The organism is Solidesulfovibrio sp. DCME, assembly GCF_049995385.1.
In the GTDB taxonomy this organism is placed as follows: domain Bacteria; phylum Desulfobacterota; class Desulfovibrionia; order Desulfovibrionales; family Desulfovibrionaceae; genus Solidesulfovibrio.
In genome coordinates this window covers 1628858-1642941 of the sequence record NZ_CP188261.1, presented here as the reverse complement: position 1 = coordinate 1642941, position 14084 = coordinate 1628858, and the positions used below count along the sequence as shown (strand labels likewise).

Annotated in this window: 12 protein-coding genes; 9 read left to right on the top strand and 3 right to left on the bottom strand. The window is 63.9% G+C overall.

Features of this window, described 5'->3' with window-relative positions; translation table 11 throughout:
- Nucleotides 1-4 precede the first annotated feature (4 nt).
- The gene (locus ACP59X_RS07075) at nucleotides 5-757 is read left to right on the top strand and encodes an ABC transporter ATP-binding protein (protein WP_428566942.1); all 753 of its coding nucleotides are present in this window, start codon (nucleotides 5-7) and stop codon (nucleotides 755-757) included.
- A gap of 71 nt (nucleotides 758-828) precedes the next feature.
- The gene (locus tag ACP59X_RS07070) at nucleotides 829-2256 is read left to right on the top strand and encodes a lactate racemase domain-containing protein (protein WP_428566938.1); all 1428 of its coding nucleotides are present in this window, start codon (nucleotides 829-831) and stop codon (nucleotides 2254-2256) included.
- Between the two features lie 179 nt (nucleotides 2257-2435).
- On the opposite strand, the gene ACP59X_RS07065 is transcribed toward ACP59X_RS07070, so the two are convergent.
- The 3 genes from ACP59X_RS07065 to gluQRS form a co-directional block, all read right to left on the bottom strand.
- Nucleotides 2436-5561, bottom strand: a complete 3126-nt coding sequence (locus tag ACP59X_RS07065; RefSeq protein WP_428566935.1) for an efflux RND transporter permease subunit — start codon at nucleotides 5559-5561, stop codon at nucleotides 2436-2438.
- Nucleotides 5561-6787 (bottom strand): efflux RND transporter periplasmic adaptor subunit, encoded by a 1227-nt coding sequence (locus ACP59X_RS07060; protein ID WP_428566931.1) that lies wholly within the window; start codon nucleotides 6785-6787, stop codon nucleotides 5561-5563. Before ACP59X_RS07060 ends, ACP59X_RS07065 begins: the two co-directional genes overlap by 1 nt.
- Nucleotides 6788-7004: 217 nt before the next feature.
- On the bottom strand, nucleotides 7005-7841 hold the full coding sequence (gene gluQRS, locus ACP59X_RS07055; protein ID WP_428566926.1) for a tRNA glutamyl-Q(34) synthetase GluQRS: 837 nt from the start codon (nucleotides 7839-7841) through the stop codon (nucleotides 7005-7007).
- A gap of 202 nt (nucleotides 7842-8043) precedes the next feature.
- On the opposite strand from gluQRS, the gene ACP59X_RS07050 reads away from it, so the two are divergent.
- The 7 genes from ACP59X_RS07050 to ACP59X_RS07020 all read left to right on the top strand — a co-directional run bounded on the left by ACP59X_RS07050 (nucleotide 8044) and on the right by ACP59X_RS07020 (nucleotide 14008).
- Nucleotides 8044-8877 carry an alpha/beta hydrolase gene (locus ACP59X_RS07050; protein WP_428566922.1) on the top strand — a complete coding sequence of 278 codons (834 nt, stop codon included), beginning with the start codon at nucleotides 8044-8046 and terminating at the stop codon, nucleotides 8875-8877.
- Nucleotides 8878-9363: 486 nt separating this feature from the next.
- Nucleotides 9364-10572, top strand: a complete 1209-nt coding sequence (locus tag ACP59X_RS07045) for an IS256 family transposase (RefSeq protein ID WP_428558936.1) — start codon at nucleotides 9364-9366, stop codon at nucleotides 10570-10572.
- Nucleotides 10573-10775: 203 nt separating this feature from the next.
- Nucleotides 10776-12071, top strand: coding sequence for a tyrosine-type recombinase/integrase (locus tag ACP59X_RS07040; protein ID WP_428566918.1), 1296 nt, complete (start codon nucleotides 10776-10778; stop codon nucleotides 12069-12071).
- 2 nt (nucleotides 12072-12073) lie between these two features.
- Nucleotides 12074-12424: a type II toxin-antitoxin system RelE/ParE family toxin gene (locus ACP59X_RS07035; protein ID WP_428566915.1), complete on the top strand. Its 351-nt coding sequence runs from the start codon at nucleotides 12074-12076 to the stop codon at nucleotides 12422-12424.
- On the top strand, nucleotides 12408-12653 hold the full coding sequence (locus ACP59X_RS07030; RefSeq protein WP_428566912.1) for a hypothetical protein: 246 nt from the start codon (nucleotides 12408-12410) through the stop codon (nucleotides 12651-12653). The genes ACP59X_RS07035 and ACP59X_RS07030 overlap by 17 nt, the downstream gene beginning before the upstream one ends.
- Before the next feature lie 38 nt (nucleotides 12654-12691).
- Entirely contained in the window at nucleotides 12692-13168 is a 477-nt protein-coding gene (locus ACP59X_RS07025; protein ID WP_428566909.1) for a type II toxin-antitoxin system HicB family antitoxin, read from the top strand.
- 627 nt (nucleotides 13169-13795) lie between these two features.
- Nucleotides 13796-14008 (top strand): hypothetical protein, encoded by a 213-nt coding sequence (locus ACP59X_RS07020; RefSeq protein ID WP_428566904.1) that lies wholly within the window; start codon nucleotides 13796-13798, stop codon nucleotides 14006-14008.
- The last annotated feature ends 76 nt before the right edge of the window (nucleotides 14009-14084 follow it).

Below are 14084 nucleotides of genomic sequence, written 5' to 3'. Positions count from 1 at the left end.
CGACATGACCACGGACACGCGACCCATCAAGGTCGAGGTGAAAAACCTGACCAAATACTTCGGGGAACTGCACGTCCTCGACGACATCTCGTTTGACATCCACCAGGGTGAGTTCGTCTGCGTCGTCGGCCCCACGGGCTGCGGCAAGACGACCTTCCTCAACCTGCTCACCCGCATCTACAGCCCCACGCGCGGCGACCTCTACATCGACGGGGAGTCCGCCGACCCGAAAAAGCACAACCTGGCCTTCGTCTTCCAGGAGCCCTCGGCCTTTCCCTGGCTGACCGTGGAAAAAAACCTGCGCTTCGGCCTGGACATCAAGAAACTGCCCAAGGCCGTCATCGACGAGCGCATGGGGATGATCATCGACATGCTGGGGCTGGCCGACATGCGCCAGCGCTATCCGCACCAGCTCTCCGTCAGCTCCGAGCAGCGCATCATCATCGGCCGGGCCTTCGCCATGAAGCCGGACCTGCTGCTCATGGACGAACCCTACGGCCAGATGGACGTCAAGCTGCGCTTTTTCCTGGAGGACGAGGTCATTCGCCTGTGGAAGGAGCTCGGCACCACGGTGGTTTTCATCACCCACAACATCGAGGAGGCCGTGTACATGGCCGAGCGCATCCTCATCCTGTCCAACAAGCCGACGACGATCAAGGAGGAGGTGGTGGTGGACCTGCCCCGGCCGCGCCGGTTCGACGACCCGGACTTCGTCGCCATCCGCAACTACGTGACGGAAAAAATCAAGTGGTGGTAACCGGGGCCCGTTCGCCCCGTGTCAACAGCGGCGCCGCCGGCGCCGGACATTGCAACAGAAGGTGACTGGCCATGCAAGACGTCTTGTTGGACTACGGCGATTCGAAAATGCGCGTGGAGCTGCCCGACAGCGCGACGGTGCTGCGGCTGGCCGGGGTGGAGACCGACCCCCCGGCCGTGGACGCGGCCGCGGCCGTGCGGCGGGCCCTGGCCAAGCCGCTGGGGACGCCGCCCCTGCGCGAGCTGGCCAAGCCCGGCCAGAAGGTCGTCATCGGCTTCCCGGACCGGGTCAAGGGCGGGGCTGGCCCCAACTGCCACCGCCGGGTGGCCATCCCCATCATCGTCGAGGAACTGCTGGCCGCCGGCGTGCGCCTGGAGGACATCACCCTGCTGTGCGCCCCGGGCCTGCACCGCCACAACACCCTGGAGGAATGGTACTGGTACCTGGGCAAGGGCATCGTGGACATGTTCTACCCCGGCCGGCTCCTCAACCACGACGCCGAGGCCGCCGACATCGTGGACCTCGGCACCGACGCCATGGGCAACGTCGTGCAGGTCAGCCGGCTGTTGGCCGAGGCCGACCTGCCCATCGTGGTCGGCCACTGCGCCGGCAACCCCTACGGCGGCTTTTCCGGCGGCTACAAGATGCTGGTGACCGGGCACACCACCTGGCGCTGCATCAGCTCCCACCACTGCCCGAGCACCATGCACCGCGACGACTGGCTCGGCGCCTCGCCCCACTCCCACCAGCGCCACCAGTTCCGCTCCATCGGCGAACACATCGAGGCCGGCATCGGCAAGAAGATCTTCGGCGTGGACGCGGTCATCGGCAAGCGGGCGCAAGTCCTCGACGTCCAGGCCGGGCTTCTGGGCGAAATCGAGAAAGCCACCTGGCCCCTGGCCGAAAAACGCACCAACTACGCCATGGACATGGCCGAGCCGGCCGACGTGCTCATCATGGGCCTGCCGCGCAACTTCCACTACGGCCCGGGCATGGGCACCAACCCCATCCTCATGAGCCTGGCCATCGGCGGCCAGCTCTCGCGCTGCTGGAAAGCCTTCCGCGAAGGCGGCGTGGTCATCGCCGTGTCGGTGTGCGACGGCTGGTTCAACGCCAACTGGTTCCCGTCCTACGAGGAAACCTACGAAGCGCTCCAGAAGTACTGCACCCCGCGGGAATACCTGGAATCGGCCGAGGCCGCGGCCATGGCCGCCCACCCGGAATACTGCTACAAGTATTCCAATTTCAACACCTACCACCCCTACCACGCCATGTCCATGGTAAGCGGCGGCAGCGTGCCGGCCAAGCGCACCAGCGCCGTGTACGTGGCCGGGGCCAAGGCGCCCCGCTTCGCCCGGGGCATGGGCTTCATCCCCACGGCCACCTTCGAGGAGGCCATGGCCCAAGCGAGGCGCCACGTCGGGGCCAACCCGCGCATCCTGTGCACCCCCGACTGCTTCACCGGCGGCATGGGCGTCCACCTGCACCTGAAGAAGTAACGGCCGGGCCTTGCGCCCGGTGTCCCCGGCAGGGAGCGCGGCATCGGTCCGCGCTCCCTTTTTTCGTGCCCGCCCCGGCCGGGCGCGACGGCCCGGCAACACCCGGGCGGCAGGGCGAAAGAGAAGGGAGCGCGAAACCGGCCCGCGCTCCCTTTTGTTGGGTCCGCCCCGGGCCGGGCTCAGCGGCCCTTGAACACCCGGGAGGTCAGGACGAAGAAAAGCGGAATGAAGATGAGGTCGATGAAGGTGGCCGAGAGCATGCCGCCGCACACGGCCGTGCCGATGGCGTTCATGGCCCCGGCCCCGGCGCCCTTGGCGATGGCCAGGGGCAGCACGCCGAAGAAAAAGGCCAGGGAGGTCATCATGACCGGCCGGAACCGCGTCTTGACCGCGCCAAGCGTCGCCTCCACCAGCCCCTCGCCCTGGCCCATGCGCTCCTTGATGAACTGGATGATGAGGATGGCGTTTTTGGTGGAAAGGCCCAAGGTCGTGAGAAACCCGATCTGGAAGTAGACGTCGTTGGGCAGCCCGCGCGCGGACGTGGCCACGATGGCGCCGAGCACGCCCAAGGGCAGCATGAGCATGTTGACGATGGGGATGGTCCAGCTCTCGTACAGGGCGGCCACGCACAAAAAGATCACGAATATGGAAAAGGCGTAGAGGATGGGGCCCTGGGCCGTGGCGATGCGTTCCTGGTAGGACAGCCCCGTCCAGTCGAAGCCGATGCCCTGGGGCATCTTGGCGGCGAATTCCTCCATGGCGGCCATGGCCTCGCCGGTGCTGTGGCCGGGCGAGGGCTCGCCCCAGATGTTGATGGCCGCAAAGGCGTTGTAGCGTTCGAGCTTGGGCGAGCCCATGGTCCAGCGGCCGGTGGCGAACGACGACAGGGGCACCATCTTGCCCACGGTGTTGCGCACGTAGAGACGGTTGAGGTCTTGCGGCTGCATGCGAAACGGCGCGTCGGCCTGAATGTTGACCTGCTTGACCCGGCCGGCCTGGACGAAGTCGTTGACGTAGGCGCTGCCGAAGGCCGCGGCGATGGTGGTGTGGATGGAGGTGATGGGCACGCCCAGGGCGCCGGCCTTGTCCCAGTCCACGTCCACGTGGTATTCGGGCACGTCCTCCATGCCGTTTGGCCGCACGCCGACCAGGCGCGGGTCCTGGCGGGCCATGCCGAGCATCTGGTTGCGCGCCCCCATGAGCTTTTCGTGGCCCACCCCGCCGCGGTCCTGCAATTCGAAATCGAAGCCCGAGGCCATGCCCAGCTCCACCACCGGCGGCGGCGGAAAGGCGAAGACCATGGCCTCCTTGATGCCGGCAAAATGGCCCATGGCCCGGGCGGCCACCGGCTTGACCCGCAGGTCCTCGCGGTTGCGCAGGTGCCAGTCCTTGAGCTTGACGAAACCCAGGGCCATGTTCTGGCCCTGGCCGCTGAAGCTCACCCCGGCGATGCCCATGAAGGATTCCACGGCTTCCTTCTCGTGTTGCTCGAAGTAGGCCTTGACCTTGTCGAGCACCTTCGTGGTCTGCTCCAGGGTGGAGGTGCCGGGCGGCAACGTGGCCTGGACGATGAGGATGCCCTGGTCCTCGTCCGGGATGTAGCCCGTGGGCATGCGCCGGAACAGGTAGGCCACGGTGGCCAGGATCAGGAGGTAGAGCAGCAGGTAGCGGGTCGCCCGGGAAAAGGACCGGCCGACCAGGCCCACGTAGTAGCCTCGGACCGCGTAGAAGACCTTGTCGAACCAGGCGAAAAACGGCCGCAGGAAAAAGATCACGTTCTCCGAGGGCTGGTGCCCCTTGGCCACCGGTTTGAGGAACGTGGCGCACAACACCGGGGTCAGCACCAACGCCACCACCACCGACAGCATCATGGAGGCGATGATGGTGATGGAGAACTGGCGGTAGAGCACGCCCGTGGAGCCCTCGAAAAAGGCCATGGGCCCGAAGACCGCCGACAGCACGAGGCCAATGCCGATCAGCGCGCTGGTGATCTCGCCCATGGACTTGGCCGTGGCCTCGCGGGGGGACAGCCCCTCCTCGGACATGATGCGCTCGACGTTTTCCACCACCACGATGGCGTCGTCCACGAGCAGGCCGATGGCCAGCACCATGGCGAACATGGTCAACATGTTGATGGAATAGCCGCAGAAATGCAGGGTGGCGAAGGTGCCGAGCAGGACCACCGGCACGGCGATGGTCGGAATCAGCGTGGCCCGGATGTTGCCCATAAACAGGTACATGATAAGGAAAACCAGCAGCACGGCCTCGAACAGCGTCACCACCACCTCGTTGATGGCCACCTTGGTGAAGGGCGTGGTGTCGTAGGGGTAGATCACCTTCATGCCGGGGGGAAAGTACCGGCTCATGTCCTCCAGGGTTTTCTTGATGGCGTCGGCGGTTTCCAGGGCGTTGGCGCCCGAGGCCTGGCGGATGGCCATGGCCGCCGAGGGCAGGCCGTTGTAGGTGCCGAGGATGTCGTAGCGCTGGGTGCCCAGTTCCGTGCGGCCGATGTCCTTGATGCGCACCACCGAGCCGTCGGGATTGATGCGGATGGGGATGTTGGCGAACTGCTCCGGGGTTTCGAGCAGGTGCTGGACCACGATGGCGGCGTTGAGGTTCTGGCCGGGCACGGCCGGCGCGCCGCCGAGCTGGCCGGCCGAGACCTCGACGTTGTAGGCGGCCAGGGCCGCGGTCACGTCGGCCATGGTCAGGCTGAAGCTGTTGAGCTTGTCCGGGTCGACCCAGACGCGCATGGAATACTGGGTGCCGAAGTTCTCCACCTCGCCCACGCCCGGCACCCGGGAGAGGATCTTCTCCAGGGTGGACTGGGAATAGTCGCGCAGGTCGTCGGCGTTCATGCTGCCGTCTTCGGAGATCAGCCCGACCACGATCAGGTAGTTGCGGGTGGACTTGCTGACCTTGACCCCCGAGCGCTGCACGGTGTCGGGCAGGCTGGCCATGGCCAGTTGCAGCTTGTTTTGCACCTTGGCCCAGGCCAGGTCCGGGTCCGTGCCCGGGGCGAAGGTCAGTTCCAGCCGGGAGGCGCCGGAGGACGAGCTCGTGCCGGTTAAGTAGAGCATGCCGTCGAGGCCGGTCATCTTCTGTTCGATGATCTGGGTGACGGTGTTTTCCACGGTTTCGGCCGAGGCGCCGGGGAAGTAGGCGTCGATGGCGATGGAGGGGGGGGCTATGGGCGGATACTGGGCGATGGGCATCTTGTAGATGGCCAGGGCGCCCAGCGACATCATGACAATGGCGATGACCCAGGCGAAGACCGGCCTGTCCAGGAAGAATTTCGACAGCATTACTTGCCCCCTTGGTCCTTGGGGCCGGGCGCGACGGTTGGGGCCGCCTGGCCCGCGCCGGCCGGGGCCTGGCCGGCGGGCGTGGCCGAAACCACGGCTCCGGGGCGCAGCATCTGCAAGCCTTCGACGATCACCCGGTCGCCGGCGGCCAGGCCCGAGGTCACCAGCCACTGGTTGCCGATGGCCCTATCCAGGGTCAGGGCGCGGCGTTCGACCTTGTTTTCGGCGCCGACGACCAGGGCGAAGGGGTTGCCCTTGGTGTCGCGGGACACGCCCTGCTGGGGCACGAGAATGGCATCCTCGTCGGCGCCCTCCTTGATGGTGGCCTTGACGAACATGCCCGGCAGGATGTCCCCGTCCGGGTTGGGAAAAACCAGGCGCACGATGACCGAGCCGGTTGAGGGGTCGACGCTGACGTCGCTGAACTGGAGGGTGCCCTCCAGGGGATAGGGCGCGCCGTTTTCCAGGGTCAACGCGACCTTGTCCGAGTCCTTGACCCGGGGGTTGAGCTGGCCGGCCTTGAGGCGCTCCTTCATGCGCAGCAACTCGGCCGTGGACTGGGGCACGTCCACGTAGATGGGGTCGAGCTGCTGGATGGTGGCCAGGGCCGCAGCCTGGTAGGCCGTGACGATGGCGCCGTCGGTGACGCTCGACTTGCCGATGCGCCCGGAAATGGGGGCCGTGACCTTGGTGTAGCCCAGGTTGATGCGGGTGGTCTCCACCCTGGCCTGCAGCGAGATGATGGTGGCGCGCAGCTGGTTCAGCGCCGAGGCGGCATCGTCGTAGTCCTGCTGGCTCAGCGCACTGTGGCCCAGCAGCTTGGCATAGCGTTCGGCCTTGGCCTGGATGCTCGGCAGCCGGGCCTCGGCCTCGGCCAGGGCGGCCTGAGCATTGGCCAGTTCGGCCTCGAAGGGAGCCGGGTCGATCTGGTAGAGCACTTGCCCTTCCTTGACGTCGGCGCCCTCGGTGAAAAGCCGCCGCTGGATCAGGCCGTTGACCCGGGGCCTGATCTCGGCCACCCGAAAGGCCGAGGTCCGGCCGGAGAGTTCCGTGGACAGGAGCACCTTCTGGGGGGCGATGGTGACGAAGGCGACTTCGGGTGTGCGCATGGCCGGGCCGCCCTGGGGCTTGCGGTCGCAACCGGCCGCAAGCAGCAGGCCCCCGAGCACGAGGAGGCAGAGGGAACAACCGCGGGGAAGATACCGGAAGAGGTGTTTGGTCTGCATCGTCACGAACTCCTGGACATGGCCTTGGTATTCGCGGGCAGTCGCGTGTGGCGGGCCATGTGCCGCAGGCAGGGGGTTGGCCGGGGCGCAAGTGCATTGAGCCGGGAACCGCGTGTCGCGGATGGAGATCAGGTGAACTAATGTTAACGTATTGTCAATTCCCAGCGGGAAAGGCGGCCTGCGGCCGCCAGCCCAGGACAGCCATAACAACCTTCGATTAAAGGGAAAAATCGCCGAAGCCGACCATCTCGCGCACGTCTTGCGGCGACCTGCCGGCCTGTCGCAGGGCGCGCAGGGTCAAGGCCTTGTCGCGCTTGGCAAAGCGGCGGCCCGAGGCGTCGCGCAGGAGCGGATGATGGCGGTAGCGGGGCGTGGGCAGGCCGAGCAGGGCCTGCAACAGGCGGTGGATATCCGTGGCGGCCAGCAGGTCCTCGCCGCGCGTGACGAGGCTCACGCCCTGGAGGGCGTCGTCGACGGTGACGCTCACGTGGTAGCTCGTCGGGACATCCTTGCGGGCCAGGACGATGTCGCCGAACCGCCCGGGGTCGGCCACGACCTCGCCCCGCCCTGCGTCATGCCAGGTCAGCCCGCCCACCCGGGCGCAGGCCTGGGCCATGTCGAGGCGCCAGACGCACGCACGGGTTTGGGCCAGTTCGGCGCGCGCGGCTTCGGGCAGGCCGCGGCAGGTACCGGGGTAGACCGGCCCGGCCTCGTCGTTTTCCTGGGGCGCGGCCAGCTCGCCGATCTGACGGCGGGTGCAGGCGCAGGGGTAGAGCAGGCCCATTTCCCGCAGCCTGTCCAAGGCGGCGGCGTAGTCCGCGCCATGGTCGGACTGGCAGCGCACTGGCTCCTCCCAGGCCAGCCCCAGCCAGGCCAGGTCGGTGAAAATCGCCTGGGTGTATTCCGGCTTGCAGCGCACCGGGTCGATGTCTTCGATGCGCAGCAAAAACCGTCCCCCGGCCTCGCGCGCGGCCTGGTAGGCCACGAGGGCCGAAAAGGCGTGGCCCAGGTGCAACAGCCCGGTGGGGCTGGGGGCAAAACGGGTGACGATCATGGTTTTTGTCCGCGTGACGCCAGCTCCGCCGGCCCGTAACGGGATGTGCGGTATGGCACTGTGTTCCCCGCAGACGCGGGGATGATCCGCGCCGCGAAATTTTTAAGAAACATCAAGTCGCGTGGTCCCCGCGCTTGACGCCCCAGACAGGGCTGGTTTTTAACATCGGCAAGGACGAGCGACAATGCCCGGGAGGCGACACATGCGGCTTCGAATTGGCTCGGTTTTCAGCGGGTTACTGGGACTTGCCGCTGTTGGTTATGTTGCCGTCTGCGCGCAACTCTACCTGACGCAGGATGCCCAGGTCTTCCCGGCCCCTTCGCCCGACCCAATCCGGGCGGAGGAGGTGGCCAAAGCCCACCCAGCGTTGGCAGGCCTTCACCTCACCACCCCGGACGGCACAGTCCTTTCCGGGCTTCTCATGTCTCGGGAACGTGACGGCGCAGCGGCCCCTCTCCTTCTCTATTTCGGCGGCAATCAGGACCTCTGCCAAGATTTTTTCGTGAATGCGCCAGAGGAATTGCCCGACATGTCACTGGCCTGCCTCGATTACCGGGGCTACGGGTCGAGCCATGGCAAGCCATCAGAGGCCTTGGTGAAAGCCGATGCGTTATTCGCCTTTGACTTCCTGAGTAAACAGACAAACGCACCGTCAGTGACCGTCATGGGCAGAAGCCTGGGCACGGCCTTGGCCACGCACGTGGCTGCATTACGGCCGTCCAGGGGACTTATCCTCGTTACGCCGGCGGAGAGCATCGCCGCGGTAGGCCAAGAACGATACCCCTACATACCTGTGGGCCTGCTTTTGCGAAGCCACTTTGACATGACGCCGGATGCGGCCAGGGTCCTATGCCCGACCCTGGTTTTCATCGCTGCTTCGGATACGACCATACCACCGCATCACGGCCAACGATTGGCTTCGTTTCTGTCCGGGCAAAAACGAATCATCGTGCTCGAAGGTGACCACACCACCATCTTGCAAAATTCAGGGTATTGGCCCGCGATTCGGGAGTTTCAAGCGGGTTTGGAACAATAGGGGACCCCAGTTGGCAACGTCGGCATCATTGAAACCATTGCGAGACGCCAACTGCGACCGGGCATAATCGTTCGCTTGCCCCCTGGCGCCCCAGGTTGGTGATGGCGCCATCATAGTACATTCGAAGCACCACCCCTTCCCTTTTACCACCGACATCTCGCTTTTTTACCTCAGGAGGTTCCTGTTTGGTGATAGGAAGGCAGCCTTGTTATGGGGTTGCTGCCGACAAATGGGGCGACCGTGGGGAGAAAAACTCTTCCCACCGCAAAAGGGGCCGGACCGCATCAGCCCAACCCCCAAATTCTGGTGCTCCCGGCGCGATTCGAACGCATGGCCTAGGTAGCGTCCACGGAGGTGGTGTAAATTCTGAAGTCGTCCAGGCCGGGGGAGAGCCTCCGGCCCGGACGGAATGGGCGAGGTGGCCATCGGGTCAATTGGCTGTAAGGTGAAGTTACGACGCCGCACCTGCAACCAAAGGAGACCACGATGGCCGAGGACAGCATGGCATTAATCGAGCTGATGCAAAAGGCCGACGGCGGCGATTTTCTCCGCTCCCTGGCGGAAGCCGTCCTGCAGCTTCTCATGGAAGCCGATGTGGACGGCCTCATCGGGGCCAGCCGCCACGAGCGAAGCCCCGAGCGAGTCAGCTACCGCAACGGCTACCGTGACCGCAGCCTTGATACCCGCATCGGCTCCTTGCAACTGCGCATCCCCAAGCTGCGCCAGGGCAGCTACTTTCCGCCCTTCCTGGAGCCACGCAAGACCAGCGAACGCGCCTTGGTGGCCGTCATCCAGGAAGCCTGGATCGGCGGCATCTCCACGCGGCGCGTGGATGATCTGGTCCAGGCCATGGGCCTTTCCGGCATCTCCAAGTCCCAGGTGTCCAAGCTGTGCAAGGACATTGATGAACGGGTCCATGCCTTTCTTTCTCGGCCGCTGACCGGCGAATGGCCCTATTTGTGGCTGGACGCAACCTACCTCAAGCAGCGCGAAGGCGGCCGGGTGGTCAGCGTCGCCGCCATAATCGCCGTGGCGGCGAACACCGAAGGCCGCAGAGAAATCGTGGGACTGCACATCGGCCCCAGCGAGGCCGAGCCGTTCTGGTCTTTTTTCCTCAAAAGCCTTCTTCGTCGGGGACTTGGCGGCGTGAGGCTTGTCGTCTCCGACGCCCATGAAGGCCTCAAGGCCGCCATGGCCAAGACGTTCGGGGCCACGTGGCAACGCTGCCGGGTCCACTGGATGCGAAACGCCTTGGCCCGGGTTCCCAAGTCCCAGCACGCCATGGTCTCGGCCGCCCTGCGCCAGGCCTTTTTACAGCCGGATGCGGCCAACGCCAGCCAGACCTGGCGGCATGTCGCCGATCAGCTTCGTGGAAAATGGCCACGGCTCGCCAGCTTCATGGACGAAACCGAGCACGACGTGCTGGCCTACATGACCTTCCCGGCGCAGCATCGGGTCAAGCTGCACAGCACCAATCCGCTGGAAAGGCTCAATAAAGAAGTGAAGCGGCGGGCGGACGTAGTCGGCATCTTCCCCAACGAACAGTCCATCATCCGGCTCATCGGGGCCATCTTACTGGAGCAAAACGACGAGTGGCAGCTGCAAAGCCGCTACATGCAGGTCGAGGCCATGGCCGAACTCAACACCCAACCAAACGAGGCGCAGCCAGCCCAAATTCCACCAAGAGCAGCCTGACCGAGGGCCACCTCAAGCACACCAGAATTTACACCACGTTGACGGACGTGACCATGGCCTATCGCTTAGGAGGCGATTAACAGAGGCTTCACTGAACTTCACATAATTCCTAAAAGCGTTGACTATCCAGGGATTAAGATCTATTCACCGCTCATAGACTTTCACTCTCATTCACCCCGTTTCAGCCAAAAAGTGGGGAGAGAATGGGGAGAGGATTTGGCCTACCGATTTTACTTTGTACCTCACACCCCACATTGCCCGGGAGGTCAGACATGGCGGTCGCATGGATCAAGACAAATTTCCCCGGCGTCCGGTATTATGAACACGCCACTCGCAAGCACGGCATCCAAAAGGACCGCTATTTTGCCATCCGATTCCAAGCCGAAGGGAAGCGCCGCGAAGAGGGCCTTGGCTGGGCAACGGAGGGGTGGACGGCGTCCAAGGCTGCCCAAACGCTGGCCGAACTGAAGAAGGCTGCGGCTACGGGCGAGGGAGCAACTTCCCTTGCCGAGAAACGCAAACAAGCCGAGGCCAAGCGCCAAGCCGAAAACGAGGCCCGGGCCATCGAAGAGCGCGAGAACACAACCCTCGCCCAGGCATGGGAAAAGTATCTGCCTGTTGCCCAAGCCAACAAGGCCGCCCATACCGCCTACGCCGAGGAAGCCGCCTATCGCCTGTGGCTCTCCCCTACCCTGGCCAACAAGCCCTTGTGCGACATCAAGCCAATCCATTTGGAGCGCATTAAGAAGACCATGACCGAGGCCGGACGATCCGCCCAAACGATTCGGCACGTCCTGGCCGCCCTGCGACAAGTCTTCAACTTCGCCAAGCGCCATGGCCTCTATGCCGGCGACAATCCGGTATCCCTGGTCAAAAAGCCCTCTGCCGACGCCCGTCGGCTGCGCTTCCTGACGCATGACGAAGCCGACCGGTTGCTTGCCGCCCTGGCCGAACGGGAATCCAACGTCCACGACATGGCCCTGCTTGCCCTGCATTGCGGCCTGCGGGCCGGCGAAATCTTTTCCCTGACCTGGGGCGACGTGGACATGGAGCGCGGCGTCCTCATCCTGCGCGACACCAAAAGCGGCAAAACCCGGGCGGCCTACATGACCGAGGCCGTGGCGGCGATGATCGGGGCCATGGAACGCCGAGGCCACAACGATCTGGTCTTCCTGTCTGCCAATGGCGGGCGCATCGTCCAGATTACCGAGACGTTCAACCGCGTGGTCGCCGCTCTCGGCTTCAACAACGGCGTCACCGATCCGCGCCAGAAAGTCGTTTTCCACACCTTGAGGCACACTTTCGCTTCCTGGTTGGTCGAGCAAAGCGTGGACCTGTATTCGGTCAAAGAACTCATGGGCCACGGCACGTTGGCGATGACCGAACGATATTCCCACCTCTCCCCGGACAAACTGCGCCGGGCGGTCAAGACCCTGGAGGCGGGTATGGACAAGGCCAGGGCAAAGGGCAAGGTTCTGGCTATCGACGGCACGAGGTAGATATGCAGGAAGCGAAAACCCGGCGTACCATCGAATACCAAGCCCCGGGCGGGAGCTGGCCTTTCCGGGAGTGGCTTGCGGCTCTTAAGGACAAAAGGGCCGTTGCCAAAGTCTTAACCCGCCTTGCCACGGTCCGGGCTGGGAGCCTGGGCGATGCCAAATCCCTTGATGGCGGCCTATATGAACTGCGTATTGACTTCGGGCCGGGATATCGCGTCTACCTCGGGTTGGATGGCCAGACGATGATTGTCCTGCTCTGTGGCGGCAACAAATCGAGCCAGGGCAAGGACATCAAAAGGGCGCGCAACCTTTGGCAGGCTTACAGGAGGGAAAAACATGAGTCCCGTCCGTGACTTCAATGACACGCTTAAAGAGCTTTTGAGTGACCCGGAACAGGCGGTTCAATATCTCCGCGCCGCCATGGAAGAAAGCGACCCCCGTGCGTTGGCCGTGGCCATTCATGATGTGCTGAAAGCTGTTCGCTCCGCGCCCGAGGAGAACGACGCCGAAACGGAGGCCCTTTGCCGTGCCCTTGCCGGGCTGAAACAAGCGGGCGTGACCCTAGATTTCCTGGCGCGGTAGGCACCCCCATGGGGTCTTTGACCCCAAGGAGCTTTGATATGCTGCACTTTCCCGTGATGGTGACCCCGGATAAGAACGGAACCGTCATTGCCGAAGTGCCCGACATCCCGGGGACCGTCACTTTCGGCCAGGACGAAGCCGAGGCGCTGGACATGGCGCTTGACGCTGCCGTGACCATGCTTTCCGCCATGATGGACGACGGCGAGGACATCCCCAGCCCGAGCGACCCAGCGCCGGGGCAACCTATGATTGAACTGCCGCCCATGGCCGTGGTCAAGCTGGCCGTCTACCAGGGCATGAAGGATCAAGGCGTCTCGCAACTCAAGATGGCCGCACGGCTGCACACTGACGCAAAATCCGTGCGCCGCCTGCTGGACCTCTACCACCACTCCAAGTGGGACCATCTGGAGATGGCCCTTGAAGCCCTCGGCTACCGTGTCCAGGTGCGCGTCGAGCCGTCCCCGATCTATCCCGGCTTCTTCGGCGACCGAGGCAAGGAGCGCGTTTGGGGATGAATGTGGCCCCAAAGCCTTCAACGAGGGCCTTATGGACTCCAAGCTAAAGCACGACCTCATGCGGGAAGCCTGTGAAATAGATGGCCACGACACCCGCAAGGTTCGCCGTGGTCGTCACGAAACAGCTTGCAAGGACAAACGGCGAGACAGGGGTTACTGTGGCATCTGCGGATCGGAGAATGTCATCCGCCAGAGCGTGGCCGTGTGCCACCAATGCGGCGCGGAAAAGTCGTACTTGATGCTCGAAGCTGAATGGTTCCAAGTTTGGCTTGATGCGGCACAACAAAAGGAAAGCTGGCCTCATCCCCCCTGCGGACATGAACCGGATAAGCGACAACGGTTAACCATGCCGCAAGATGCCCACGTGCTGAAGTGTCCAGATTGTGGGGCCGTGCATGGACCGCGTTGCCCAGCCTGCGGTCAACCCTCTTGGAAAGCAGGGGACAAGGTTTTTTGCAGTCAGTGCGGGTTTCGACGAGAAGAAAGATAACGCCATTTTCCCGGCCTAGGCCGCGAGTGACCATCGTGCCGCCGGCTCTCAGGAAGACGATATGCCCGCGCCCCCTGTCCAGGGTCTTCAAGGTCGACCCCTCACGCTTATTTGCAGTGTAGCCCCGCAGGATCACCATGGACCAATCCGACCTTCTGCGCGTCGTCTATCTGGTGCTGATTCTGGCGGTCATCGTCGCCATGCGCTGGTGGCCTTTGCACAGATGGTCGGCAACAACTCAAACCCAGGAGCCACCCTCAAGCATTGTTTGGTCCGAAGAAGACCGGCAGGTCAGCTCCACCTCATCCACCAAAACCTTCAGCCAGGACAGACAATATATATTTTTATGATTCATAGGACGCATCGCTTCGAAAAATACCTACAGACAATCTATATGGGTCATCAAAGACCAAAGCAAATTCCACC